Source organism: Azospirillum canadense, assembly GCF_025961225.1.
Taxonomy (GTDB): domain Bacteria; phylum Pseudomonadota; class Alphaproteobacteria; order Azospirillales; family Azospirillaceae; genus Azospirillum; species Azospirillum canadense.
In genome coordinates this window covers 778140-804174 of the sequence record NZ_JAOQNG010000001.1, presented here as the reverse complement: position 1 = coordinate 804174, position 26035 = coordinate 778140, and the positions used below count along the sequence as shown (strand labels likewise).

At 68.7% G+C, this 26035-nt stretch carries 26 protein-coding genes and 1 pseudogene; 13 read left to right on the top strand and 14 right to left on the bottom strand.

Translation table 11 applies throughout. From position 1 onward, the window contains the following. Window positions 1-10 precede the first annotated feature (10 nt). On the bottom strand, window positions 11-1039 hold the full coding sequence (locus M2351_RS03830; RefSeq protein ID WP_264654822.1) for a transglycosylase SLT domain-containing protein: 1029 nt from the start codon (window positions 1037-1039) through the stop codon (window positions 11-13). A 256-nt stretch (window positions 1040-1295) separates the two neighbouring features. On the opposite strand from M2351_RS03830, the gene M2351_RS03825 reads away from it, so the two are divergent. Both M2351_RS03825 and M2351_RS03820 read left to right on the top strand, forming a co-directional pair. After that, window positions 1296-3095 carry an acyl-CoA dehydrogenase gene (locus M2351_RS03825; protein WP_264654821.1) on the top strand — a complete coding sequence of 600 codons (1800 nt, stop codon included), beginning with the start codon at window positions 1296-1298 and terminating at the stop codon, window positions 3093-3095. Between the two features lie 103 nt (window positions 3096-3198). Then, a complete protein-coding gene (locus M2351_RS03820; protein WP_264654820.1) occupies window positions 3199-3477 on the top strand; it encodes a hypothetical protein in 279 nt (92 codons plus the stop codon). Window positions 3478-3488: 11 nt separating this feature from the next. On the opposite strand, the gene pcsA is transcribed toward M2351_RS03820, so the two are convergent. From pcsA to M2351_RS03775, 9 genes are all read right to left on the bottom strand, one after another. After that, complete coding sequence (gene pcsA, locus M2351_RS03815) at window positions 3489-4235, bottom strand: phosphatidylcholine synthase (protein ID WP_264654819.1); 747 nt, start codon at window positions 4233-4235, stop codon at window positions 3489-3491. A 160-nt stretch (window positions 4236-4395) separates the two neighbouring features. After that, a complete protein-coding gene (gene glcF / locus M2351_RS03810; RefSeq protein ID WP_264654818.1) occupies window positions 4396-5739 on the bottom strand; it encodes a glycolate oxidase subunit GlcF in 1344 nt (447 codons plus the stop codon). A 9-nt stretch (window positions 5740-5748) separates the two neighbouring features. Further along, window positions 5749-7053: an FAD-binding protein gene (locus M2351_RS03805; RefSeq protein WP_264654817.1), complete on the bottom strand. Its 1305-nt coding sequence runs from the start codon at window positions 7051-7053 to the stop codon at window positions 5749-5751. A 10-nt stretch (window positions 7054-7063) separates the two neighbouring features. Further along, window positions 7064-8551 carry an FAD-linked oxidase C-terminal domain-containing protein gene (locus tag M2351_RS03800; protein ID WP_264654816.1) on the bottom strand — a complete coding sequence of 496 codons (1488 nt, stop codon included), beginning with the start codon at window positions 8549-8551 and terminating at the stop codon, window positions 7064-7066. Between the two features lie 154 nt (window positions 8552-8705). Continuing rightward, the gene (locus M2351_RS03795) at window positions 8706-9200 is read right to left on the bottom strand and encodes a methyltransferase domain-containing protein (RefSeq protein WP_264654815.1); all 495 of its coding nucleotides are present in this window, start codon (window positions 9198-9200) and stop codon (window positions 8706-8708) included. Between the two features lie 174 nt (window positions 9201-9374). Next, entirely contained in the window at window positions 9375-9500 is a 126-nt protein-coding gene (ykgO, locus tag M2351_RS03790) for a type B 50S ribosomal protein L36 (protein ID WP_012973122.1), read from the bottom strand. Between the two features lie 109 nt (window positions 9501-9609). Further along, on the bottom strand, window positions 9610-10611 hold the full coding sequence (locus M2351_RS03785; RefSeq protein WP_264654814.1) for a methyltransferase domain-containing protein: 1002 nt from the start codon (window positions 10609-10611) through the stop codon (window positions 9610-9612). A 144-nt stretch (window positions 10612-10755) separates the two neighbouring features. Beyond that, window positions 10756-11712, bottom strand: coding sequence for a penicillin-insensitive murein endopeptidase (gene mepA / locus M2351_RS03780; RefSeq protein ID WP_264654813.1), 957 nt, complete (start codon window positions 11710-11712; stop codon window positions 10756-10758). Window positions 11713-11930: 218 nt separating this feature from the next. Beyond that, window positions 11931-13064 (bottom strand): ABC transporter permease, encoded by a 1134-nt coding sequence (locus tag M2351_RS03775; protein WP_264654812.1) that lies wholly within the window; start codon window positions 13062-13064, stop codon window positions 11931-11933. Between the two features lie 169 nt (window positions 13065-13233). Here M2351_RS03775 and M2351_RS03770 point away from each other — a divergent pair, with 169 nt between their 5' ends. Further along, window positions 13234-13602 (top strand): hypothetical protein, encoded by a 369-nt coding sequence (locus M2351_RS03770; RefSeq protein ID WP_264654811.1) that lies wholly within the window; start codon window positions 13234-13236, stop codon window positions 13600-13602. 71 nt (window positions 13603-13673) lie between these two features. On the opposite strand, the gene M2351_RS03765 is transcribed toward M2351_RS03770, so the two are convergent. Genes M2351_RS03765 through M2351_RS03755 form a run of 3 tightly spaced genes read right to left on the bottom strand, consistent with a single transcriptional unit; the run spans window position 13674 to window position 16263 of the window. Next, complete coding sequence (locus M2351_RS03765; protein WP_264654810.1) at window positions 13674-14636, bottom strand: ABC transporter ATP-binding protein; 963 nt, start codon at window positions 14634-14636, stop codon at window positions 13674-13676. 23 nt (window positions 14637-14659) lie between these two features. Then, on the bottom strand, window positions 14660-15607 hold the full coding sequence (locus M2351_RS03760) for an HlyD family secretion protein (protein WP_264654809.1): 948 nt from the start codon (window positions 15605-15607) through the stop codon (window positions 14660-14662). Continuing rightward, complete coding sequence (locus tag M2351_RS03755; protein ID WP_264654808.1) at window positions 15604-16263, bottom strand: TetR/AcrR family transcriptional regulator; 660 nt, start codon at window positions 16261-16263, stop codon at window positions 15604-15606. The genes M2351_RS03760 and M2351_RS03755 overlap by 4 nt, the downstream gene beginning before the upstream one ends. 403 nt (window positions 16264-16666) lie before the next feature. Between M2351_RS03755 and nifA the strand changes: the two genes are divergently transcribed. Further along, window positions 16667-18589 carry a nif-specific transcriptional activator NifA gene (gene nifA / locus M2351_RS03750; RefSeq protein ID WP_264654807.1) on the top strand — a complete coding sequence of 641 codons (1923 nt, stop codon included), beginning with the start codon at window positions 16667-16669 and terminating at the stop codon, window positions 18587-18589. 261 nt (window positions 18590-18850) lie between these two features. Beyond that, the gene (locus M2351_RS03745; RefSeq protein ID WP_264654806.1) at window positions 18851-19741 is read left to right on the top strand and encodes an adenylate/guanylate cyclase domain-containing protein; all 891 of its coding nucleotides are present in this window, start codon (window positions 18851-18853) and stop codon (window positions 19739-19741) included. Window positions 19742-19803: 62 nt separating this feature from the next. Here M2351_RS03745 and M2351_RS03740 read toward each other — a convergent pair whose 3' ends face one another. Further along, entirely contained in the window at window positions 19804-20427 is a 624-nt protein-coding gene (locus M2351_RS03740) for a methyltransferase family protein (RefSeq protein ID WP_264654805.1), read from the bottom strand. 315 nt (window positions 20428-20742) lie between these two features. On the opposite strand from M2351_RS03740, the gene nifB reads away from it, so the two are divergent. The 8 genes and pseudogenes from nifB (at window position 20743) to nifT (ending at window position 26033) form a co-directional block, all read left to right on the top strand. After that, a complete protein-coding gene (nifB, locus tag M2351_RS03735) occupies window positions 20743-22302 on the top strand; it encodes a nitrogenase cofactor biosynthesis protein NifB (protein WP_264654804.1) in 1560 nt (519 codons plus the stop codon). Window positions 22303-22369: 67 nt separating this feature from the next. Next, window positions 22370-22561, top strand: coding sequence for a 4Fe-4S dicluster domain-containing protein (locus tag M2351_RS03730; protein WP_264654803.1), 192 nt, complete (start codon window positions 22370-22372; stop codon window positions 22559-22561). A gap of 65 nt (window positions 22562-22626) precedes the next feature. Continuing rightward, the gene (locus tag M2351_RS03725; protein ID WP_264654802.1) at window positions 22627-23157 is read left to right on the top strand and encodes a hypothetical protein; all 531 of its coding nucleotides are present in this window, start codon (window positions 22627-22629) and stop codon (window positions 23155-23157) included. Next, window positions 23154-23927 (top strand): 4Fe4S-binding leucine-rich repeat protein, encoded by a 774-nt coding sequence (locus M2351_RS03720; protein ID WP_264654801.1) that lies wholly within the window; start codon window positions 23154-23156, stop codon window positions 23925-23927. The genes M2351_RS03725 and M2351_RS03720 overlap by 4 nt, the downstream gene beginning before the upstream one ends. Window positions 23928-23977: 50 nt before the next feature. After that, window positions 23978-24229: pseudogene (locus M2351_RS45050) on the top strand (nitrogen fixation protein NifZ); the annotation flags it as partial. Between the two features lie 82 nt (window positions 24230-24311). Continuing rightward, complete coding sequence (locus tag M2351_RS03715; RefSeq protein ID WP_264654800.1) at window positions 24312-24623, top strand: nitrogen fixation protein NifZ; 312 nt, start codon at window positions 24312-24314, stop codon at window positions 24621-24623. Further along, window positions 24620-25774: a cysteine desulfurase family protein gene (locus M2351_RS03710; protein ID WP_264654799.1), complete on the top strand. Its 1155-nt coding sequence runs from the start codon at window positions 24620-24622 to the stop codon at window positions 25772-25774. Before M2351_RS03715 ends, M2351_RS03710 begins: the two co-directional genes overlap by 4 nt. A 49-nt stretch (window positions 25775-25823) precedes the next feature. After that, complete coding sequence (gene nifT, locus M2351_RS03705) at window positions 25824-26033, top strand: putative nitrogen fixation protein NifT (protein WP_209768174.1); 210 nt, start codon at window positions 25824-25826, stop codon at window positions 26031-26033. The last annotated feature ends 2 nt before the right edge of the window (window positions 26034-26035 follow it).

The window sequence follows — 26035 nt, the reverse complement described above, 5'->3', positions numbered from 1 at the left end:
AGAGCCGTTATCAAGCCGCCGCGGCGGTCCCCTGCCCAACCGCCTTCGACAGGCCGAGCCCGAGGCCCAGGCCGGTCTGGTCGGTCTGCTCGGTGCGCACCGGCTCGTCGCGGACGCGCTTGTGGTCCTTGTCGTGGTGGCTCTTGTTGCGGTCGTTGGCCGGCCGGCCGCTGATGCTGTCCACCTCGTCCGGCGTCTCCAGCGCGTTCAGCGCCAGCACGTGGTAGATCGACAGGGGCGTGCCGTTCAGCGCCTTTTGCGGGAGCGTCGGCACCTGGGTGGTGAAGCCGTCCGGCATGTCCTGCCGGCTCACGCGGTCCATGGCGGTCTGCGCCGGGGCGAAGTCGGAATAGGGCGTCTCCGCGAACTTCGAGGCGAAGCGGTCGTAGATGTCCTTCAGCGACTTGGCCTTGCCGGTCTCCTTGTCGGTGAACACGGCCTTGTTGGCGGAGGCGGCGTCGGGGAACAGCTCCTTCGCGGCGCGGTTGGGGTCGTCCTTCATGGCGTTCAGGAACTTCGCCGCCCCGCCAGCGCCCAGGAAATGGGCCATGTACAGCTCGGTCGAGCCAATTTTCCCCTGGACCTGCTCCTCCAGATACTCCTTGTTGTCGCGCGTGAACTCCGCCGCCATCAGGGCCGACACGTTGGGGTCCTTGCGCAGGTCCAGGATCTCCTGCTTCAGGGCCGGATCGCTGACGTAGGGGCGCCCATCGCCGCGCGTCTGGATAGCGTTGGCGTATTTGCCGAGCCCATGATCGGCGCCGTGGTCGCGCACCGTCGTCAGCCAGGTGCTGTCGATGAACTGGTAGAGCCCCGTCGCGGAGGAGGAGGAGGACTTCACGTCCGTGCGGAACCCGCTCTCCACGGCAGCTTTTTCCATGAGGTAGGAAAAATCGACCCCCGTCTTGGCGCTGGCGTTGCGCACCGCTGCTTCCACGTTGGCCGGGCCACGAGGGGTTTTCGCGGCCTGTCCCGCGGCTTGTTTCGCCACTTGGGTGGCGGCTTCGGCCTGGCGGGCGAAGGCGGTGGTGATGGTCATGGGGAACCCCCTGTGTGCGGTGCTGCCCAACCATTGCAACCGGGATGCCAAGTTCGGCCCCGTTCCCTGCGTCCCAGCCGCGCTGTCCGCACCGCAACCCAGCCGTCTGAGGCGGCCCGCAAAAGCCCCTCTCGCATTGCACCATTCGGTACGGTATGGTGACGTCAACGTAAGCCATTGCCGCGCGCCATTGCTGCATGAATGGGGCGGCACAAATGGGTTCTGCACCAATGGGCTTTGGGAGGCCGCACCGTCCATGATCCCCTACACCGCTCCGGTCGACGACCTGCGTTTCGTCCTGAACGAGGTCGTCGGCCTCGACACGATCGCAGCCTTGCCGAACTGCGAATCGGCCGCCCCCGACTTGGTGGACGCCGTGCTGGAGGAAGCCGGCAAATTCGCGTCCGGCGTGCTGGCCCCGCTGAACCGCGTCGGCGACAAGGAAGGCTCCCGGCTGGAGAACGGCGTCGTCCGCACGCCGACCGGCTGGAAGGAGGCCTATTCTCAGTTCACCGAGAGCGGCTGGAACAGCCTGCCCTTCGAGCCGGAGTACGGCGGCCAGGGGCTGCCCTGGACGGTGGCCTTCGCGGTGAACGAGATGTGGCAGGCCGCCAACCTGTCCTTCGGCCTGTGCCCGCTGCTGACGCAAGGCGCCGTCGACCTGCTGACCGAGCACGCCAGCGCGGAGCAGAAGGCGCTCTACCTGCCGAAGATGATCGCCGGCGAGTGGAACGGCACCATGAACCTGACGGAGCCGCAGGCGGGCTCCGACCTTGCCGCGGTGCGGACCCGGGCGGTGCGCGCGGATGACGGCACCTACCGCATCACCGGCCAAAAGATCTTCATCACCTACGGCGAGCATGACCTGACGGAGAACATCGTCCATCTGGTCCTGGCGCGCCTGCCCGACGCCCCTCCGGGCATCAAGGGCATCAGCCTGTTCATCGTGCCGAAGTTCCTGCCCAAGGCCGACGGGACGCCGGGCGAGCGCAACGACCTGCGCTGCGCCAGCCTGGAGCACAAGCTGGGCATCATGGCGAGCCCCACCGCGGTGATGGCCTTCGGCGACAACGGCGGCGCCGTCGGCTTCCTGGTCGGCCAGGAGAACCGCGGCATCGAGTACATGTTCACCATGATGAACAACGCCCGCCTGGGCGTCGGCATCCAGGGCGTGGCGATCGCCGAGCGCGCCTACCAGCAGGCCCGCGACTACGCCAAGACCCGCGTGCAGAGCAAGGATCTGGCGGAGCCCAAGGGGGCCCCGGCCGCCATCATCCGCCACCCGGACGTGCGCCGGATGCTGCTGGACATGCGCGCCAAGACGGAGGCGTCCCGCGCCCTGGCGCTCTACGCCGGCACGCAGCTGGACGTGTCCCGCCACCACGAGGACGCCGCGGTCCGCGCCGCCGCCACGGCCCGCGTGGACATCCTGACGCCCATCGTGAAGGCCTGGAGCACCGACATCGGCTGTGACGTCGCCTCCACCGGCGTGCAGATCCACGGCGGCATGGGCTTCATCGAGGAGACGGGGGCGGCCCAGCATTACCGCGACGCCCGCATCACCCCGATCTACGAGGGCACCAACGGCATCCACGCCAACGACCTGACCTTCCGCAAGACCGGCCGTGACGGCGGCGAGTCGGCCCGCAGCTTCATCGCGGAGATGCGCGCCACGGTAGCGGAGTTGGAGAGCGTCCCCGGCGACGACATGGAGGCGATCCGCACCAACCTCGCCGCCGGCCTCGACTCGCTGGAGCAGGCGGTGACCTGGGTGGTGAAGACCCAGGCCGACGGCGACCTGCGCGCCGCCGCCGCGGGTGCGGCCAATTACCTGAAGTTGTGGGGCACGGTCGCCGGCGGCTGGATGCTGGCGAAATCGGCCGCCAAGGCCCTGGAGGCCCTGCGCCAGCCGGGTGCCAACGCGCCCTTCCTGGAAGCCAAGCTGGTCACCGCCCGCTTCTACGCCGAGCAGATCCTGGCCCAGGGTCCGGGCCTGCTGCTGCCGATCCTGACCGCCCATCGGACGGTGATGGCGCTGAGCGAGGATCAGTTCTGAGCGCTTTCCCCCTCTCCCAACCCTGCTGGGAGAGGGGGGCCACGGGCACAATGTCCGCTCCCGAACGTTGCTTTCCCATCGGAAACGTTCGGAGACAGGTTTCATGGCTCGACGTCACGCGATTCGCACCCCCACGATCCGCACGGCCGCGCTGGCCCTCTCGTTGCTGACGATGCCGCTGGTGGCGGGATGCGACGACCAGTCGGCGGAGAAGACCGGGCAGGAGATCGGGCGCGCGGTGGACCAGACCGCCGACCGCGCCGGGGAGGCGGCCAAGGACGCCACCGCCAAGGCCGGCCAAATGCTTCAAAACGCCGGCGAGGCCATCCAGCAGAAGGCCCGCGACGCCAAGCAGGACATCAAGGAAGCCGAAAAGCCGTAAGGGTGCCACCCTTACGCGTCCACCGGCCCGCGCAGGGTCCGCCACGCGCAGACCGCGGCGTAATAGGCGCTGCTGGCCAGCCAGATCACCCACACCGCGTCCGGCCGGGCCGGGTGGAGCGCCACCAGCGCGGCGCTGGACGCCAGCCACGCCGTGCTGACCAGCAGGTTCACGCGCATCCAGCGGCGGACGCGGAAGGGGTGCAGGAACTTCACCGTCGTGAAGGTCAGCAGGCCCAGCACCACCACCACGGCGGTGTTGATCCAGGGGTTGAGCGCCAGGGTCCAGAGATAGAGCGCCACCACGTTCCAGATCGCCGGGAAGCCGACGAAATAGTTATCGCCGCTCTTCATCCCGGTGTTGGAGAAGCAGTAGAGCGACGTCATCAGGATCCAGGCGGCGAGCGGCACGCCGAGCCCGGTCGGGAACAGCCCGAACCGGTACATCAGCACCGCCGGCACGACCACGTAGGTCAGGTAGTCGATGACGAGGTCCAGTACCGAGCCGTCGATGCCCGGCAGCACCTCCTTCACCGAAGCGCGGCGGGCCAGCGTGCCGTCCACCCCGTCCACCACCAGCGCCAGCCCGAGCCAGCCCAGGCACAGCCTCGCGTCACCATCGACGGCGGCGAGAAGGGCCAGCAGCCCCAGCACCACGCCGCTCGCCGTGAAGGCGTGCACGCCCCAGGCCGACAGCCGGCGCAGGATGCCGTAATCGCCGGTGGGGTAGACCTCGTCGTCCTTGTAACCGCTGCTCACTGGGTGCCCCGTTGTTCCATCAACGTCACCGTAGCGGTTCCGGGCGGAGAATCAAACCGTCCCAGGGTGTGATTTTTGTCCACAGACGGACACAGAGAGACACAGAGGAGCCTTCATAAACATCTGTGTCTGTCTGTGTTCATCTGTGGACCGCAACGCGCTACTCCGCCGCCCGCACCGTTCCGGCGGGCGGGCGCGCCGCGGTGAAGGCGGGGTTGCCCTTCAGCGCGTCGGGCATCGGGCCGCCGGTCGCCCAGTCCAGAAGCTCCACGGTGTGGACGATGGGGAGATCCGTGCCCGTCCCGATCTGGGTGATGCAGCCCAGGTTGCCGGCGGCGATGGCGTCGGCCTTCGTGGCCTCGATGTTGCGGACCTTGCGGTCGCGCAGCTGCACCGCGATCTCCGGCTGGAGCATGTTGTAGGTGCCGGCGGAGCCGCAGCAAATGTGCCCTTCCGGCACCTCGCGGATGTGGAAGCCGGCGGCGCGCAGCAGGTTGCGCGGCGGTTCCTTGATGCGCTGGCCGTGCTGCATGGAGCAGGCGGAGTGGTAGGCGATGGCCTGCCCCGTCTCCACCACCGGCTCGGTCAGGCCGATCTCCGCCAGGAACTCCGTCACGTCGCGGGCGATGGCGGCGACGCGCTGCGCCTTCTCCGCATACTCCCGGTCCTCGCGGAAGACGTGGCCGTAGTCCTTTACGGCGGTGCCGCAGCCGGACGCGTTGATGATGATGGCGTCGAGACCGTTCTTGTCCATCTCGCCGATCCAGGCGTCGATGGTCTTCTTGGCCGAGGCGTGGCCGAGGTCCGTCTTGCCCATATGGTGGGTGAGCGCACCGCAGCAGTCCGCCCCCTTGGACACCACGACTTCGATGCCGTGACGGTTCAACAGACGGATCGTCGCCTCGTTGATCTGCGGGGCCAGCACCTGCTGGGCGCAGCCGATCAGCATGGCGACGCGCTTTGTGCGCGGCCCCTCCGCCGGGTGGACGCCCGGCCGGTCGCTGTAGCTCGGCCCCGGCACGGACTTGGGCGCCAGCTTCAGCAACGCTTGCAGCCGGCCCGGCATCAGCCGGCCGAAGGGCTTGCCCGCCCAGGCGCCGAGCAGCGCCAGCCGGAACAGCCGCGGGTTCGGCAGCAGGCGGGCCAGCAGCTCGCGGATCGCGCGGTCGGCGGGGTGGCGGGCATGGGTCGTTTCGATGTGGGCGCGGGCGTGGTCGACGAGGTGCATGTAATGCACGCCCGACGGGCAGGTGGTCATGCAGGACAGGCAGGACAGGCAGCGGTCCACATGCTTGACCTGCTGGTCGGTCGGCGGCCCGCCCTTCTCCAGCATGTCCTTGATCTGGTAGATGCGGCCGCGCGGGCTGTCCAGCTCGTCGCCGAGCAGGACGTAGGTCGGGCAGGTCGCCGTGCAGAAGCCGCAATGCACGCATTTGCGCAGGATCGACTCGGAGTCCCGATAGTCGGCGTCGGCGAGCTGGGCCAGGGTGAAGTTCGTCTGCATGGATGTCCCTCACACGCCTGCGTACATGCGGCTGGGGCTGAGAATGCCACGCGGGTCGAAGCCGTCCTTGACGCGCCGGGTCAGCGCCATCAGCGACTCCGGCAAGGGCTGGAACACGTCGACCGACGCGCGCAGGTCGTCCGGCGCCCGCAGCAGCGTGGCGTGGCCGGAGCCGTTCAGCAGGCCGCGGATCGCCGGCGCGGAGTCGGCGGACGGCGTCGCCACCCAGAGCAGGCCGCCGGCCCAGTCGAAGTAAAGGTCGGCGTCCAAGCGGTCGCGGATGGCGGCGGCGATTCGGGCACCGTCTGAGGGTGGGACGGAGAGTTTCCAGAGGAGAGAGGCGTCGTTGCCCCCTCCCCAACCCTCCCCCGCTTGCGCGGGAGAGGGAGCTGCCGCCGCATTGCCCAAGTCCCCTCCCCCGCCCAGCGGGGGAGGGTTAGGGTGGGGGCAAAAGAACGCGACGTCCCGAATCTCCCCCCACACCGCCAGCGACTCCTCCCGGTCCAGCACGGCGTCCGCCCCCAACTCCTCCTTCAGGGCGGCGACGCGCGCGGCGACCGACGGGCCGAAGCCTTCCAGCCGCACCAGGGTCGCAGCACCGCCAACCCCGGCCACCCCGCGCACGCCTGAACGCGCGGCGACGTCCGCCGGCAGGTGGGCGGCGCCCGACACCTCGTGGGGGCTCTGCATGGCGCGGGTCAGCGCGTCCAGGGCGGCGGCATCGTCGCGGCCGGCCAGGAGCAGCGTGCGAGTGTCCTCCGGCGCGGGCAGCACCTTCACGGTCACCTCGGTCAGCGCTGTCAAGGTGCCGAAGGAGCCGGCCATCAGCTTGGGCACGTCATAGCCGGTGACGTTCTTCACGACCTTGCCGCCGGCCTTGTAGATCTCGCCGCGGCCGTTCACTCCCTCCATGCCCAGCGCGTGGTCGCGCGCCGAGCCGGCGGAGAGGCGGCGCGGCCCCGCCAGCCCGCAGGCGAGCACGCCGCCGAGCGTTCCCTGCCCCGCCGGCCGGCCGAACAGCGGTCCCGTGTCCTGAGGCTCGAAGGCCAGCTGCTGCCGCTTTTCCGCCAGCATGGGCAGGATCACCGCCATCGGCGTGCCGGCGCGGGCGGTCAGCACCAGCTCCTCCGGCTCGTACGCCACGACGCCGTTGAGGCCGGAGAGGTCGAGCGTGTAGGCGGTCTGCATCGGGCGCCCCAGGCCGCGCTTGGAGCCGGTGCCGGCGACGTCCAGCGGCTCCCCTTCGGACAGGGCCCAGCGCACGGCCTCGGCGGCCTGCTCGGCCGTTTCGGGCTTGAAGGTGGTCACGGTCATGCGCGGCCCCTCAGAAACGCGGAATGTCGGGGAAGCGCAGTTCCCCCTTGTGAACGTGCAGGCGGCCCAGCTCGGCGCAGCGGTGCAGCGTCGGGAAGACCTTGCCGGGGTTCAACAGCCCTTCGGGGTCGAAGGCGCATTTCAAGCGCTGCTGCTGCTCCAGGTCGACGGGCGCGAACTGGTCATTCATCAGGTCGCGCTTCTCCACCCCGACGCCGTGCTCGCCGGTCAGCACACCGCCGACCTCCACGCACAGGCGCAGGATGTCGTTGCCGAACTCCTCCGCCTTCTCCAGCTCGCCGGGCTTGTTGGCGTCGTAGAGGATCAGCGGGTGCAGGTTGCCGTCGCCGGCGTGGAAGACGTTGGCGACGCGCAGCCCGTGCTTCTCCGACATCTCGTTCATGCGCTGGAGCACCAGGGGCAGCGCCTTGCGCGGGATCGTGCCGTCCATGCAGTAATAGTCGGGGCTGATGCGCCCGACCGCCGGGAAGGCCGCCTTGCGCCCGGCCCAGAAGGCCAGCCGCTCCTCCTCGGAATTCGAGACGCGGGAGTAGCAGCAGCCCTTGGAATGGGCGATCCGTTCCACCTCCCCGATCAGGTGGTCCACCTCGGCCGGCGGGCCGTCCAGTTCGACGATCAGCAGCGCCTCGACGTCCAGCGGATAGCCGGCGTGGACGAAATCCTCCGCCGCGTGGATCGCCGGCCGGTCCATCATCTCCATGCCGCCGGGGATGATGCCCGCGGCGATGATCGCGGCCACGCAGTCGCCGCCCTGTTCGCTGGTCGGGAAGCCGATCAGCACGGCGCGGGCGGTGGCCGGCTTCTTCAGGATGCGCACGGTGACTTCCGTCACCACGCCCAACAGCCCTTCGGAGCCGGTGATGATCCCCATCAGGTCGTAGCCGCCGGCGTCGAGGTGCCGGCCGCCCAGCCGCAGGATGGTGCCGTCCATCAGCACCATCTCCAGCCCCAGCACGTTGTTGGTGGTCAGCCCGTATTTCAGGCAGTGCACGCCGCCGGAATTCTCCGCGATGTTGCCGCCGATGGTGCAGGCGATCTGGCTGGAGGGGTCGGGCGCGTAATAGAAGCCCTCGTGCGCCACCACGTTGGAGATGCCGAGGTTGGTCACCCCCGGCTGGACCACGGCGCAGCGATTCGCGAAGTCGAGGTCGAGGATGCGGTTGAACTTGCCCATGCCGAGCAGGACGCCGTCGGCCAGCGGCAAGGCACCGCCGGACAGCGAGGTGCCGGCCCCGCGCGGCACGACCTTCACGCCCATTTCCTTGCAGGTCCGCAGCACTTGGCTCACCTGCTCGGTCGTGCTGGGCAGGACGACGACCATGGGGAGCTGGCGATAGGCGGTCAGCCCGTCGCACTCGTAGGCGCGCAGCTCGCTCTCGTCGACGATCACGCCCTCGCCGGGCACGATGGCGCGCAACGCGGACACGATCTCGCGCCGGCGCGCGATGACGCCGGCATCGGGCTCGGGCATTCGCATGGCCGGCCTCCTCCCCCATGTTCCGTCGCCCGGATTGTTCCCGCGGCGTTCCACCCCACAGCTAACACCGGATCACCGAACATTGCCAGCCCCCGCTTACGCGGCGCGGCCAGCCCCCGCTTGCGCGGCGCGTTGGCCCCGAGGTTCCCCCCTGTCAGGCCGGAGCCGGCACCTTCTGGAGGGTGGTGAGCAGGTGGAAATCCCGCCATTCCTGGGACAGCACCTTGAACGCCCCCTTGAACCCGTAGGACGAGGCCCAGCGGTGCCGGTCGTCGAAATAGAGGGGGAAGGTGTTCTCGGTGATGATGTTGACGTGGGTGGGATCCTGGAAGGCCTCCGCGTGGGGATAGGCCGGCGTCTGGGCGAAGAACAGCCCGCCGACCTTGAGGACCCGGTGGATCTCGTCCATCAGCGCGATGAAGCTGTTCCGCCGCGCCGGCAGGTAGACGACGCGCGGAATGTGCTCAATGACGTCGAAGGCGGTCACATAGTCGAAGGAGTCGCTGTCGAAGGGAATCGCCTCGACCGCCAGATCAGCCGTCCGGATGTTCGGCGACGCGTGCTGCATCACGTCGATGCCGAACAGCTCGTCCGCCGAGAAGGGGTTCTTCGGGTGCGGGCCGCAACCGAGATCCAGACTTCGCGTCATTGGCTGCCTCCGGAACTGTCCAGACACGTGGAAATGTCCGGACTTATAGCCGGTTCGCCTTTCGCGCGCGAATCATGAATGCAGAAACGCGACGCCGCGCCGTCCCTGGGGAACGGCGCGGCGTCGCGTGCATCACACCTGTGCTCGTCGGCCGGGCGGACCCGGCCGCCGGTGTCAGCCCTGGCGGGCCTTGAAGCGCGGGTTCTGCTTGTTGATGACGTAGACGCGGCCCTTGCGGCGGATCACGCGGCAGGCCTTGTGGCGCGTCTTCATCGACTTCAGCGAGTTAACGATCTTCATAATTCTTCATCCTGGTCGGTCGGCGGCTCGATCGAAGGCGCGCACCATAGTGCGGCGCATCTCTGGTGTCAACGGATAGAGAAAGCGACGGGAAACGTCCGTTTTCCGCCTATTCCGCGGGTTTCAGCGCGTAGAAGCGGAACACCTTCATGCCGGCCTCCAGCGCTGCGACGCGGCGGACCCACATCTCCACCTCGTCCATCACGGCGATCTTGGTCTCGCGGTCCAGGTGGTGACGCTCCAGATGGTCGATCAGCCCCTGGATGGCCGCCACGATGGCGGTACGGTGGGTGTCGGTGATGTCCTCCCCGATTCGCAGGTCGAGATTGCGCTGCGCGAAGGCGGCGGCCATGCGCTCCTTCGACCAGAGGTTCGGCTGCATCGGTTCCTTGTCGCACCACTGCTGGACGGCGCGGGCGCCGGCCGCCGACGGGTCGACGACGTAGTCGGTCATCAGCAGGTGGCCGCGCGGCTTCAGGGCCATCTCCATGCCGTCGAACATCTGCTCCTTGTCGGCGACGGAGAACATGCCCTCCTTGTAGAAGATGGCGTCCACACGCTTGGGATAGCTGAAACGCTCCGGATCATAGGGTTCGACCGGCGCCTTCTTCTCCAGCCCCGCCTTGAAGGAGCGGACCATGCCCTCCTTCGCCAGCGCCTCCGACGCTTCGAGCCCGGTGACCCAGCAGCCGTACTTGGCCGCCATCACGCGGCTGGTGCCGCCGAGACCGGCGGACAGGTCGAGCACGCTCATGGCCGGGTTCAGTCCCAGCGGCTTCACCAGGTAAGGGATGTGGTCGTGGCCGCCCGGTGTGTTGAAGCCCTCGCCCCACAGCTTCTCCGCCACCTCGATCCGCGTGGCGGTCCACAGCGGCTTGCCCCAGCGGTTGACACCGGGCCCATGGGACGGAGAGGAGGGCGCCGGGGCGGCGGGCGGCGGCGGTGCCGTGGGCGACGCGGCGTGCTCCTCAGCCCCATCCCCCTTCCGTCCCTTCACCCCGGAAAGGTCGTAGCCCTCCCACCAGGCGTGGAGGCGGGTCTTGAGGTTGAGGCGGGGCGCGCCCGCGTCGTCGGCTGTGGTATGGGCGGTGGTGTTGGCCTTGTCCGTCATGACCCTGCGCCTGCCCCGATCCTTGCGGAAACCATCACCCGCCGGTTGACGGCGCACCAGCGCCTTCGCCCGATGTTCGAATGTATTCCGCACCCTAAGTTAATCGGGCATTAATTTCATGCAAGGGTAAAAGCCTGCGATGGTTCAGCGCACGGTCTTCCCGGGGGACGCGTCCCCCGGGGCCAAGCCGTCCACCGCCGCCACCCGCGTGCCGCCGGCGCGCAGCACCGCCCGGCAGGCCGCCGGCATGTTGACGTAGCGCGGCTGGGGCTTGCCCTCGTGCTTCTCGACCAGCGGGTAGACGGAGCCGAGCCAGGAGGTCAGCTCCCCGCCGCAGCCGTCACCGTCGGGCGCGTCCTTCTGGTCCTCGCACTGGGGGCTTCCGGCCGGGCAGTGCAGGCGGATGTGCATGTGCCCGTCGTGGCCGTACCAGGGCCGCAGCTTGTGCAGGAAGTCGCGATTCGGCCAGGGGTGCCGGCACATGGCGACCTTGATGGCCGGGTTGACGAAGATGCGCGCGACGCGCGGGTCGGCGGCGGCGATCCGGATCAGCTGGGCCTGACGGTCCGACCAGTCCGCGTTGACGCGCACGCGGTCGTAGTCGACGTACTTGACCTCGGAGACGCCCTCCCGCGCGTTGCGGCCCATGGGCGGCAGGTCCAGCCGCAGCCAGACGTCGGCGTCCAGCCCCATCTGGTGGCTGGCGTGGCCGAAGCTCATCGGCCCGCCGCGCGCCTGGCCCATGTCGCCGACCAGCGCGCTGCCCAGCCCGGCGGCGGCGACCTTGCGCCCGAAATCCTTCAGGTAGTCGATCAGTTCCGGATGGCCGTAATAGCGCTGCCGCGACATGCGGATCACCTGGTAGCCGGTGCCCTCGCCGGCCAGCGGCTGCGCCCCGGTGATGCAGCCGGCGGCGTAACCGCCGATGGACTGCGCCGGCCCGAAGGAGGGGCCGCTCACCTGGCTCCAGGCGATGGAGTTGGGGGGCGGCGGCGCATGCTTCCTCTTCTTCGCCGTCCGGGCCTCGGCACCGGACGCCAGGGCGGCCGTCAGGGTGACGACCAAGCCCGCCATCAGCAAACCAACCGCCAAGCGCCGCATCGCTTTCCCCATCGGCCGTGATTGGGGAAAGATTAAATCGAATGACCGTTAACGAAAAGTGAGGCTCACGCTGGTGTCACAGCCGCCTGTGACTTACCGCTTCAAATGACTTTACAGCCCAGTTCACGCTCTTTCGACGAAACTCGCGAGTCGGGCGGACGCCGGCCCCAAATCAAGCCCCCCCAATAACGAGCCCCTCAAAAACAAGCCAGGGCGGATCAATCCAACGTCTGGCGGTAGCGCTTCAGCGCGACGACCGTGACCACAACCAGGAAGATCAGCAGCGGCACCACCTCCGACGCGATTTCCGCCGCACCGTTTCCCTTAAGAAGGATGCCGCGGACGACGCGCAGGAAGTGAGTCAGCGGCAGCACCTCCCCCACCGCCTGGGCCCAGCTGGGCATGCCGCGGAACGGGAACATGAAGCCGGACAGCAGCATCGAGGGCAAAAAGAAGAAGAAGGACATCTGCATGGCCTGGAGCTGGTTCTTCGCCACGGTGGAAAAGGTGAAGCCAACGGCGAGGTTGGCGGCGATAAACAGGACCAGCACCGCCGACAGCAGAAGGAGGCTGCCCATGATCGGCACGCCGAACAGCGCCCGCGCCGCCAGGACGATGATCACCACCTGGATGTAGCCGACCAGGATGAAGGGCACGATCTTGCCCAGCATCACCTCGAACGGCCGCACGGGCATGGCCAGCAGGTTTTCCATCGTGCCGCGCTCCCGCTCGCGGGTCACGGCCAGCGCGGTCATCATCACCATGGTCATGGTCAGCACCACGCCCATCAGGCCGGGGACGACGTTGTACTGGGTGATGCCCTCCGGGTTGTAGCGGCGGTGGATGCGCAAATCCACGGGGTCGGGCGTGGAGCGCAGGGCCAGCAGCGGCCCCTTCAGCTCCGGATCGAGCGCCTGGCGCGCGATGGTCATCAAGGCCGCCAGCGCGTTGCTGGTCGCCGCGGGGTCGGTGGCGTCGGCCTCCACCAACAGCACCGGCCGGGCGCCGCGCTGCAGGTCGCGGGAGAACTCCGCCGGGATGGTCACGGCGAACTGCACCGTGCCTTCCGCCAGCAGCCGGCCCAGCTCCGCCTCCCCCGCGACGGAGCGGGTCACGTCGAAGTAGCCGGAATTCGCCATGGCAGCGACCAGCGTGCGGGAAAACGGGCTGTTGTCGGCGCTCAGCACCGCCGTCGGCAGGTGCTTGGGGTCGGAGTTGATGGCGAAGCCGAACAGGATCAGCTGCAGGATCGGCACCCCCACCATCATGGCGAAGGTCAGCCGGTCGCGGCGCATCTGAATGAACTCCTTCACCATCACCGCCACGAACCGCGCGACGGAGAATTGAATCATGCCATCCTGTCCAATCTTTGGATGTATTGTTTAAATCCCGACACATTATTTGCCACCGGAAACATCGCAAAAAATATTTCGCGCCACTTTTGCGCAAATTCGAATTGACGAAGACTTAACTCTGTCGCAACCATCCGCACATCATATGCCCTCCCCAAGGAGTTATTCCGTGAAAGCCATCCTCACCAAGGTCGCCGTGGCCGCCGTTACCCTGTTCGCCCTCCATGGCGCCGCCCAGGCCGGCCAGCAGGACTTCACCATCGTCAACAAGACCGGCTATTCGCTGAAGCACATCTACGTCAGCGAAAACCACAGCGGCAGCTGGGACGAGGATGTGCTTGGCCGCGACGTTCTGGACGAAGGCGAGTCCTTCGAGCTGAGCTTCGCCAAGGCGGAAAAGACCTGCAAGTGGGACATGAAGGTCGTGTATGACGACGGCGAAGCGGCGGTCTGGGAGAACCTGAACCTCTGCCAGATCGCCAAGCTGACGCTGAAGTGGAACAAGAGCACCGGCGTGACCACCGCGATCACGGAGTGATGCGGCGGGGCCTCCGGCCCGGAAACGGTACGGAGGCCTTCGATCGGCGGCACGCTTCGAAGACGGGCGTGTCATGAGAAGTTGTCCGTGCTGCGGTTCATCAGGTGGATGAACACGTCCTCCAGCGTGGGCTCGGCACGCGCGATCCGCAGGCCGGGCTGGTCCGCCCAGGGGCGCAGCGCCGCCTCCAGCGCCGCGGCGTCGATGCCGGTGACGTGCAGCCGGGCGCCGAAGGCGGCCACCATCTCCACCCCCGGCTTGCCTTTCAGGTCGGCCGCGATGCGGCCCGGATCAGAGCCTGAGATCTCATAGGTCAGCACGCCGGAGCGGGCGACGACCTCGTCCACCGTGCCCTGGGTCATCAGCTTCCCGTAAGCGAGGTAGGCGATGGCGTGGCAGCGCTCCGCCTCGTCCATATAATGGGTGCTGACCAGCACGGTCAGGCCTTCGTGCGCCAGCCGGTGGATCTCGTCCCAGAACTCGCGCCGCGCCTTTGGGTCCACGCCGGCCGTGGGTTCGTCGAGCAGCAGCAGCTTCGGGTCGTGCAGGATGCAGGCGGCCAGCGCCAGACGCTGCTTCCAGCCGCCGGACAGCTCTCCCGCCAACTGCGTCCGCCGGTTGGCGAGGCCCAGCCGCTCCAGCGCCGCAGCGACCCGCCGCTTGCGATCCGGCAGCCCGTACATGCGGGCCACGAAGTCCAGGTTCTCCGCGATGCTCAAATCCTCCCAGAAGCTGAACTTCTGGGTCATGTAGCCGACCTGCCGCTTGATCGCGGCGCTCTGGGTCCGGATGTCGAGCCCCAGACAGGTGCCCTCCCCCGCGTCCGGCGTCAGCAGGCCGCAGAGCATGCGGATGGTCGTCGTCTTGCCCGACCCGTTCGGCCCGAGGAAGCCATAGATCTGCCCCGCTTCCACCCGGATCGAGAAGTCGTCTACCACCGTCTTGGCGCCGAACCGCTTGACCAAGCCGTGAACGTCGATGGCCGCTTCCAACTCCCTCCCCCGCCCAGCGGGGGAGGGCTGGGGTGGGGGCACGGCCCGACCATTCCCGCTCGCCGTCACGGCTGCAACTCCACGTCCACGGGCAGGCCGGGGTTGAGGGCGGCGCCGGCCTCCAGCTTTGCCTCCACCCGGAACACCAGCTTTTCCCGACTGCCGACGCTGTAGATGACCGGCGGCGTGTATTCGGCGCGCGGCGAAACGTAAGCGACGCGCGCGGTCAGGCCGGGCGCGCAGCCGTCGCAGCGCACCGCCAGCGCCGAGCCCGGCTTGACCCGGTTCATCAGCGGCTCCGGCACGAAGACGACCAGCTTGAGGTTGCCGGGCGGCAGAAGCGTCACCACGGGGGAGCCCGCCGGGACCCATTCGCCGGGGTTGAACAGCGTGTCCTCGACCAGCGCGTCGGCCGGGGCCAGGGGCGCCAGCTCGTCCAGGCGCCGGTTCGCCTGGGCCAGCGCCGCCTCGGCCTGGGCCACCGCCTCCTCCGCGGCGCGCAGCTGGTCGGGACGGGCCGGCAGGTTCGACACGGACAGCTGCGCGGTCAGTTCGGCGAGCCGCGCGCGGTCGCGGTCATAGGCGGCGCGGGCGGCGTCCAGCCGATCGTCGGAGCTGACCCTGCGCGCCACCAGCGTCTGCTGCCGCTCCAGGTCCAAGGTGGAGTAGCGCAGAGACGCCTCGGCCTGCGCCTTCTGCGCGGCGACGACCGCCAGCTCGTCCGGCCGCCTGCCCTTGCGCAGATCGGCCAGTTGCGCCCGGGCCTGAGCCAGGGCGGCGGTAAGGCGCGCGCATTCCGCCCGCGCGCTGGTCAGGTCCAACGCGAACAGCGGCGCGCCGGCCGCGACCCGGCCACCGCGCGCCACCGACAGGCTGTCCAGCGTCCCCGACGACGGGGCGGCGACGCGCAGATACTCCCCCTCCACATATCCGTGGGCGAGCGGCACCGCGTCCGCCCCGCCGAGTCCCAGGGCGACCGCCACGGCCGCCAGCGTGTCGGTGATCCAGCTCATGACACGGTTCCTTCGGTCTTACCGTCCGGGGCAAGCGCGCGGCGCAGGTTGTCGAGGTGCGCGCGCACCAGCGTCGGCACGTCCAGCGGGCGGCCTTCCAGCGCCTCGAAGGTGGAGCGCCACAGCGCGCTCATCAGCATCGGCGCGACGATCAGGCGCACGGTGGCGTCGATGTCCAGGGGCCGAAACTCCCCGCGTGCCACCCCGCGCGCCAGCACCGCGGAGAGCAGCGCGAAGGCGCGCCGGATCACCTCTTCATAGTAGAAGCGGGCGAGGTCGGGGAAGTTGCCGGCCTCCGCGATGATCAATTTCGGGATAGCACCGGCCTTGGTGCGCAGGATGCGCGACGCCATCAGGCCGAGCAGAGCCTCCAGCACGGCGAAGCTCGGCCCCTCGGCGCCGGCCAGCAGGCGCTCCGCCATTTCCAGGTTCGGGACGATGGCGCTGCGCACCACCGCCTTGAACAGCTCCTCCTTGTTCGGGAAGTAGAGATAGAGCGTGCCCTTGCTGACCCCGGCGCGGGCGGCGACGTCGTCCAGGCGCGCCGCCGCGAACCCCCGTTCCCCGAACACGTCAAGGGCGGCGTCCACGATCTCCTGTGGGCGGTCCTGCTTGCGGCGGCGCCAGCGGGGCGCCGACGAGTCGTCGTCGGTCATGGCGACCTTCCATGACGCGCCGCCCCGCTCCACCGGAGCCGAGGCAGGCGGTCCAGATTTTTATTACTGACTGGTCAGTTATTAACATAGCGTGGTTGAAATTGCCAGGGGCTATGCCGCTCGCGGCGTTTCGCCACACCCGAAGGTCATTGTGCGACGCAGCATTATCTATGCGAAAGGGCTTGCCTTTCCGCGAAATGTCCCCGACACTTTCGACCATCCGCATGCCGAATGGGCCGATCACAGAGCCATCAGGCGGGCGGACCGGTGGTCAAAGCGCCGCGAGAACGAGCGCGCATCCCACCCGGGAGGAAAAGGTTCGAGGCGCTGTGCCGGGACCTGCGGAAGGGCGCGAGCCATTGCGCTTCAAGCCGGATTCCCGGTCGAGCAAGGGGTGTCGAACATGCCGGGTGCAACGCGCCAGTCCACGTCGAACCTGGAACTGCTGACCATCTACGAAGTCAGCAAGATCCTCGGGTCGTCCCTTGATCTGCAACAGACCCTGCGCGAGGTGCTGCGGGCGCTGGCCTACCAGCTCCAGATGCACCGGGGCCGCGTCTACCTGGTGGGCGAGGACAACGTGCTGCGGCTGGTCGCCGGCAACGGCCTGTCCAACGAGGCCGCGGCCCACGCCGAGTTCCGCGAGGGCGAGGGCATCACCGGCCGCATCCTGAAGACCGGCATGCCCGCCGTGGTGCCGAACCTGGCGGAGGAGCCGCTGTTCCTGAACCGCACCGGCGGGCGCGAGGACCTGGAGGAGCAGGTGGCCTCGCTGGTCGGCGTGCCGATCAAGGCGGCGGGAACGGTCATCGGCGTGCTGACCATCGACCGCATCTCCGACGAAGGGCCGCAGGGCCATTTCGGCAGCGACGTGCGCTTCCTGACCATGGTTGCCAACCTGATCGGCCAGACCGTGCGCCTGCACCGCACCGTGGCGGAGGAGCGCCGCTTCATGATGCGGGAAACCTTCCGCATGCAGAAGGAGCTGCGCCCCACCGTCGCCCCGATCAACGACGTGGTCTGCACCAGCCCCAACATGCTGGAGGTGATGGCCCAGCTGCACCGGGTCGCCCCCTTCAAGTCGACCGTGCTGATCCGCGGCGAGAGCGGCACGGGCAAGGAGCTGATCGCGCGGGCCATCCACAACACCTCGCCGCGCAAGGACGCGCCCTTCATCCGCGTGAACTGTGCCGCCCTGCCGGAATCGCTGCTGGAATCGGAGCTGTTCGGCCACGAGAAGGGCGCCTTCACCGGCGCGCAGAAGGACCACAAGGGCCGGTTCGAACTGGCGTCGGGCGGCACCCTGTTCCTGGACGAGATCGGCGACATCTCCCCCAACTTCCAGGCCAAGCTGCTGCGCGTGCTGCAGGAGCAGGAGTTCGAGCGCGTCGGCGGGTCGAAGACCATCAAGACCGACGTGCGCCTGATCTGCGCCACCAACCTGAACCTGGAGGAGGCGGTCGGCCACGGCAAGTTCCGCGCCGACCTCTATTTCCGCATCAATGTCGTCACCATCCACCTGCCGCCCCTGCGCGAACGTCGGCAGGACATCGGCCCGCTGGCCCGCCACTTCGTCGCGAAGTTCGGCAAGGACAACGGCATGAACCTGACCATCGACGACCAGGCGCTGGAGGTGCTGAACCGCTGCACCTGGCCCGGCAACGTGCGCGAGCTGGAAAACTGCATCGAGCGCGCGGCGACCCAGTGCCGCGACGGTGTGATCCGGCCGGACGCGCTGTCCTGCAGCATGAACCTCTGCAATTCGTCGATCCTCTTCCAGTATCGGACGCTGGGGGCGTCGGTGGGCGGGCTCGCCCCGTCGATGGCGCGCGCGGCGGCGAACCCGGCGCATCCGGTTGCGGCCGCGCCCGTTCCAACCGCTCCGGCCCCCGCGAAAGCCTTCCCGCCGCCGCATCCCGGTGTGGGATCGGCGGCACCGCCGTCCGGCGTGCCGGCGCCGCTGCCCGAGCCCGTGGCCGCGAGCGCGGGTTGGCCCGCCTGCGCCTCATCCTGCGCCGCCGGCCCCACGCCGGGATGCGGCGCCGCCCAGCCCGGCGTGAATTCGGGAGCCCCGGCACCGCTGATCCCGCTGCCTCTGCCGGAACCGTCGGGCGCCGCCCCAACCGGCGCCCCGGCCGCGGCCAACGCCCAAGCCGTGGAGGTCCCGCTCGACGAACCGGAGTCCGGAAGCCTACGCGACCGGCTGCTGTGGGCGATGGAGCGGACCGGCTGGGTCCAGGCCAAGGCCGCGCGCCTCTTGGGCATGACGACCCGCCAAGTCAGCTACGCGCTCCGCAAGTACAACATCGAGATCAAGCGCTTCTAAAGCGAACTTTCGTTCGCTTTAGATTCACATGGCCTCATGCGCCGGCCGGGCTTCGGCCGCACGTGCGGCCGGGACCACGGTCGCGGTCCAAAGCGGATTCCAATCCGCTTTAAAATGCGCCGCCCGCCGGATTCCCCTCCGCGGCCTTTTGTCCGCGGGTGCTGTGACGCGTATGGCTGGTTGTGTTATGAAGGGGGAATACCGGCTGCACGCTGTGTGGCCGGCCCTTCCGCAACATCCAGGTCCGGACCTTCGCACGAGATGGAAAAGCCCCTCGCGCTCCAGTTTGTGGACATTGTCGACAGCACCCAGCTGTACGAGCGCATCGGCAACGTGCCGGCCGCCACGCTGGCCCAGCGGGTCCTGGCGCACCTGCGCCTGATCATCGAGGCCAACGCCGGCCGGGTGATCAAGAGCCTGGGCGACGGACTGCTGGCCGCCTTCCCCACCGCGGACGACGCCGTCGTCTCCACCCTGGCGATGATGGAGCAGCAGGGGGACTATGGCCTGCGCCTGCGCATCGGCCTTCATTTCGGCCCGGTGATCCAGGGGCGGGAGGACCTGTACGGGGATGCCTGCAACGTCGCGGCCCGCGTTGAGGCCATCGCCCGCGCCGGAGAGGTCCTGGCCACCGACGACCTGGTCCAGCGCCTGTCTCCGCCGCTCCACCGCAAGACCAAGCTGCTCAACAGCATTTCCGTGAAGGGCAAGACGACGCCCATCCGCGTGTTCCAGATCCGCCTGACGGACGAGGCGGAGGAAACGGTCGAGAGCACCACGGTCGGGCTGACCCTGTCGAACCGGCCCGACGACCGCGGAATGCTGAGCCTGCACATGGACTATCGCGACGCCACCGTGACGATGAACCGCCTGCTGCCGCGGGTGACCATCGGACGGCAGGAGACCAGCGGCCTGCGCATCCTGTCGCGCCAGACCTCGCGCCAGCACGCGGTGATCGACTTCAGCCGCGAAAGCTTCATCCTGACCGACCATTCGACCAACGGCACCTTCGTCCGCACCGGCGATTCGCTGCCGGTGGTGCTGCGCCGCGATTCGACGAAGCTGGTCGGCAGCGGCCTGATCGGCTTCGGCGCCGAACCGCGCAACGCCGGCGAGGACCACGTCGTCGCCTTCCGCGGGGAACTGGCCTGAACCGTCTCTGCGGCGCGTAGGTTGGGTGGAGGCGCAGCCGAATCCCAACAGTGCTGCGCCCATCACACCCAGCGGCGGACGCGGCGGCGGTAGTCCTCGTAAAGGGCGCCGTGCAGGTTGCCCAGATGCTCCTCCTCAAGCCGCACCTGCACCGCCATGCCGACGAGGCCGGCGGCCATGATGGCCAGGGTGGGCGCGGTCGGCGACACCAGGAACAGCGCGATGAAATAGGCGCCGACTCCGGCGAAGATGGGGTTGCGCGAATAGCGGAACAGGCCGGAGGTGACAAGGTCGGTCGGCCGATCCCGGTCCACGCCGATGCGCCAGGACAAGCCCATGGTGCGCTGCCCGGCCACCATCGCCAGCACGCCGGTGGCCATCATGGCCAGCGCCACCGTCTGAAGGACTCCCCCCGCCGCCTCGGTCACCGCCGCGACCGCGTCGATCCGGCCGACCGCCGCGTCCAGGCTGCGCCACCAGATCGCCCGCGCCACGACATAGAGCCCCGTCAGACCGACCATCACCCGGAACATCCGCAGCAGGAAGGCGTGCGCGCCGTCCCCCGCCTCAAAGGCCATCGCGTCCACGCCCGTGTTCCGGCGCAGCCAGCGCAGCCGCCACAGGGTCGTGGCGACGAAGCCGGCGAGGCACAGCAGCGGGAACCAGCGGAGAAACGCCTCGGGCATGAAGGGACCTGCGGCCTGCAAGACAGAGTTGCCACACCATGGACAAGCACACCTCGATTTACAATCGCTGAAACGTCACACCGGCGATTGCGGGAGTGACAAACATATGCAGGTATGATTGCGCGAGGCGAAGGCTCGCCTCCGGCTTGTCGATTCCCCGACACCACCCCGCCATTGTCGCAATGCCGACACAAGACGCCGATCCGACAAAGCGGCACAAGCCATTGATTTTCTTCGCCTTCCCTAACTGGCCCCGAAATTGCTGTCTTCATTCCGAGCACCGGCGCCGGCGGCGCGGCAGGGAAGGAGTGAACGATGGGCAACGTGATTTCGCTCGACAGCATCCTGGGCCTGGGTGAGCTGAAGGCCCCCGCTGATGCGCCGGCAGCTGCCGAAGCAACCGGCTGTTCGTCGTCGTCCTGCGGTTCGTCGGACGGGCCGGCCGACATGGATCCGGCGGTGTGGGAAAAGGTGAAGAACCACCCCTGCTATTCGGAAGAGGCGCACCACTACTTCGCCCGCATGCATGTGGCGGTGGCCCCGGCCTGCAACATCCAGTGCAACTACTGCAACCGCAAATACGATTGCTCGAACGAGAGCCGTCCGGGCGTGGTGTCGGAGAAGCTGACGCCCGACCAGGCGATCCGCAAGATCATGGCGGTGTCCGCGGAGATCCCGCAGCTCTCCGTCATCGGCATCGCCGGCCCCGGCGACAGCCTGGCCGCCGGCGGCAAGAACACCTTCAAGACGTTCGAGATGCTGCAGAAGAAGGCGCCGGACCTGAAGCTGTGCCTGTCCACCAACGGCTTGGCCCTGCCCGACCATGTGGACACCATCGCCCAGTACAACATCGACCACGTCACCATCACCATCAACATGGTCGACCCGGAGGTCGGGCAGCACATCTACCCGTGGATCTTCCACGACCACAAGCGCTGGACCGGGCTGGACGCCGCCAAGATCCTGCACGAGCGCCAGATGCTCGGGCTGGAGATGCTGACGTCGCGCGGCATCCTGGTGAAGGTGAACTCCGTCATGATCCCGGGGATCAACGACGAGCACCTGATGGACGTGAACAAGGCGGTCAAGGCGCGCGGCGCCTTCCTGCACAACATCATGCCGCTGATCTCCGACCCGGCGCACGGCACCCATTTCGGCCTGACCGGCCAGCGCGGCCCCACCGCGCAGGAGCTGAAGGTCCTGCAGGACCAGTGCGAGGGCGGCGCCAAGCTGATGCGCCACTGCCGCCAGTGCCGCGCCGACGCCGTCGGCCTGTTGGGCGAGGACCGCGGGTCGGAGTTCACCATCGACCGCATCGACGCCATGGAGGAGGTCGACTACGACCGCGAGGCCGCGCGCACCTACCGCGAGCATGTCGAGGCCGACCGCGCCGAGCGCCACGCCTCCAAGGCCGCCGCGCAGGCGGACGTGGCGGAGACGGTCGGCACCGCGGTCGATCCCATCCTGATCGCCGTCGCCACCAAGGGCGGCGAGCGCATCAACGAGCATTTCGGCCACGCCAAGGAATTCCAGATCTACGAGGTCGGCCCGAAGGGCGCCAAGTTCGTCGGCCACCGCCGCGTCGACCAGTATTGCGAAGGCGGCTCCGGCGACGAGGACGCGCTCGACACCGTTCTGTCCGCCATCAACGATTGCACCGCGGTCTTCGTGGCCAAGGTCGGCGGCTGCCCGTCGAAGAAGCTGCAAGCCGCGGGCATCGAGCCGGTGGACCGCTTCGCCTTCGAATACATCGAGGAGTCGGCATTGACCTACTTCAAGGATTATGCCGAGCGCCTGGGCCAAGGTGCGGTCAACGCGCGCGCCGGCCAGGACGCGGTCATCCGCACGGGCGCCTTCACCGCCAAGCGCGCCTGACACAGCCGAACACGGATTTCAACCGGCGGCCCACCGCAAATGCCGCCTTCCACCCGAGGAGAGAGTGATGGCTTACAAGATCAAGGCTTCCGACTGCACCGCCTGCGGCGCCTGCGAGGCCGAGTGCCCGAACAACGCGATCAGCTTCAAGAAGGGCACCTACGTGATCGACCCGGCCACCTGCACCGAGTGCAAGGGCCAGTTCGCCAACCCGCAGTGCGCTTCGGTCTGCCCGGCCGACTGCTGCGTCCCGGCCTGATCGCCCGAGAAACCCTCTCCCCTCACAGCGAGGGGAGAGGGCGTCACCGCCGCGGGAGACCCGCCATGCTGGACGAGGTGGACGAAGGCTGGCTCAACCGCCGTTACTACGGCGGCGACCTGCCGCCCGAGGCGGAGCGGCTCCTGCACCTTGCCGCCGCCAGCTACGGCGACGGCGACGCCGCGCAACACTACCTCGCCCAGGCCGCGGCCATCGCGCCGGGCCACCGGCTGGTCGATCTCGGCCACTACAAGTTCCACTTCTACAAGGCGAACCTGGACGAGGCGCTGGCCTACGGCGAACGGATGGTCGGCCACGCCATGGCGGACATCGGCCTGAGCCACGCGGACTGGCGCGCGGTCGGCCGCGACCACGCCGACTTCACCGGGCTGGACCCGGCCCCGCGGCTGTTCCTGTTCGCGCTGACCGCCGTCGGCTACCTGCTGCTGCGCCTCGGCCGCATCGCCGAAGGGTGCGACGTTCTCACCAAGGTCACGGAGCTGGACCCCAAGGACAAGCTGGGGGCCGCGCGCCTGCTGGCCGTCGCGGATCGTCACGACGCCGATGGATGCGGGCGGGAGGACGACGAGCCATGAGCGACGACATCGAGAAGGCGCTGGACTGGCTCGGGCGTCCCATCGCCTGCAGCGATTGCCCCCACCAGGACCGTCTGGCCGACGGGCGCTGCGAACCGCTGCGCGCCTGCGTCCACGACCGCTACGCCAAGCGCGTCGAACGCTTCTTCCAATGGAACGGCGACCTGGCGGGCGAGCATCTCGACCATCCCTATTTCGAGGTCCGCGCCAACGCCGCGCGGGTGGCGCCGATCTTCCTGCTGCCGCGCCTGACCGAGGATCCGGACGAGACCGTGCGCGCCGTCGCCGCGCGCCGCCTGCCCCGCCGCCTGCTGCTGAAGCTGCGCGACGACCCCGACCGCGAGGTGCGCATCGCCGTGGCGGTGCGGCTGGAGGATGCCGACCTCGCCCCGCTGATGCGCGATCCCGACTATTCGGTGCGGTTGCGCGTCGCCCGGCGTGTGCCCGAAGGCATGCTGCCGGCCATGATGCACGACGAGGACCCGGAGATCCGGCTGGAGGTGGCCCGCCGCATCGGCCTGGAATGGCTGATGAGCATGGCCTGGGACGACAGCAGCCGCGTCCGCCTGGAGGTCGTCAAGCGCCTGCCGCCGGAGAAGCTAGGCGCCCTGGTCAAGGACCCGGACTGGTGCGTGCGCTTCGTCGTCGCCAGCCGCGCCGCGCCCGACGATCTGGAGCCGCTGACCCACGACCCGGTGGAGGAGGTCCGCTCCGTGGCGCGGCAGCGCTGGACCGGCCAGACCGCCGCCAACGACCTGATCCCCGACTGACGCCCCCGACTGACGCCCCCGAATGGCGCAAAGATACCGAGGAGCATCGAATGCGCGAACGCGCCCGCGACCCGAACGAACCCATCGAGCTGGAAAGCCGCCCGGCCTTCGAGGAGGGCCAGAAGGTCCGCGCGTTGAAGGACGTGCGCAACGACGGCACCTACCCCGGCCGGCCGATGGGCGACTTCCTGATCCGCACCGGCGACGTCGGCTACGTGAAGTCGGTCGGGACGTACCTGCAGATGTATTACATCTACGCCATCGACTTTTACGAGAAGCGCATCATCGTCGGCATGCGCGCCAAGGAACTCGAACTGGTCGACGGCCACACCAACGATCCACAGTGGAATCCCCCCGAACACGGCCCCAAACGAGGAGCAGGCGATGAGCGACACCGTCACGGAAGCGAAGAAGCCCGGCTTCATCCCGCCGCGCGAACCGCTCTACGAGTGGGGCATGCGCGTGTCGACGACCGAGGACCTGTTCAACGACGGCAGCCACCCGCACGCCGCCGAGGGCGCGCTGCTGATCCCGAAGGGCACTCCCGGCACCATCGTCCGCATCGGCCACGCCGAAGGCACGACCATCCCCGTCTACCTCGTGGAATTCCCGGCGGGCGTCGTGGTCGGCTGCCTGGAGGAGGAGATCCTCCCGGCCGACGGCAAGCGCCGCGGCGTCCCTGGTGTCATGGAATGACGGTCTATCTCGACAACAACGCGACAACCCCCCTGGCGCCCGAAGTGCGGGAGGCCATGCTGCCGCACCTGTTCGGGCAGTTCGGCAACCCGTCCAGCCCGCACGCCGCCGGCATGGCCGCCAAGCGGGCGGTCGGCGAGGCGCGCGGGCAGGTCGCCGGCCTGATCGGCGCCCGCAGCGCCGAGATTATGTTCACCGCCAGCGCGACGGAGGCCAACCACGCCGCCCTGCTCGGCGTGCTGCGCGCCCTGGCTGAGCAGGGCTCCGCACGGCGCCACTTGGTGACGACGGCGGTCGAGCATCCCTCTTCCCTGATGCTGGCCCGCGACATGGAACGGCAGGGCTGGCGCGTCACCGTCCTGCCGGTGGACGCGGCTGGCGTCATCGACCTGGACGCGCTGCGCGCCGCCGTCACCGACGGGACGGCGCTGGTTTCCGTCATGTGGGCGAACAACGAGACCGGCGCTGTGATGCCGGTGGCCGCCGCCGCCGGGATCGCGAAGGCGCGCGGCGCGCTGTTCCACACCGACGCGGTGCAGGCCGCCGGGCGGCTGCCGGTCGGCGCCGACGCGGTGGGGGCCGACCTGCTGACGCTCTCCGCCCACAAGATGCACGGGCCCAAGGGCATCGGCGCGCTTTACATCCGCAAGGGCACGCCCTTCGCCCCGCTGATCCACGGCCACCAGGAGCGCAACCGGCGCGGCGGGACGGAAAACGTGCCGGCCATCGTCGGCTTCGGCGTCGCCGCCGACTTTGCCCGCATTGCCGCCGTCGACACCGCCGGCATCGCCGCCCTGCGCGACCGGCTGGAACAGGGCGTCCTGACCCGCTGGCCGGGTGCCCGCGTGAATGGCGGAGATGCCGCGCGTCTGCCCAACACCAGCAACATCCGCTTCGCCAACGCCCGGGGGGGCGCGGTGGAGGCGGAAGAACTGCTGATGCGCCTCGACCGCGTCGGCATCGCCGTGTCCATGGGGGCCGCCTGCGCGTCCGGCGGCCAAGAGCCCAGCCACGTGCTGACGGCCATGGGCCTGACGCCAAACGAGGCCGCGGCGAGCCTGCGGTTCTCGCTCAGCCGCTACACCACGGGGAACGAGGTGGACGCGGTGCTCACCGAACTGCCGGCGCTCCACGCGAGGCTGGCGGCGTAAAGCCGACACAACAACGCCCAACAACACGACTGACGAAGCGGAGAGTGACATGAAGGTGATGGTGCGCAAGGCGGGCGAGCAGTACACGATCTACGTCGCCAAGAAGGACCTGGAGGAAGCCATCGTGGAGATGGAGAAGCCGGGCCTGTGGGGCGGCTGGGTCAAGGTCGCCAACGGCTGGACGCTCGACCTGCCCGACCTGCCGGCGGACACCCGCCTACCCATCACCGTCGAGGCCAAGAAGCGCGGCGCGGAGTGACG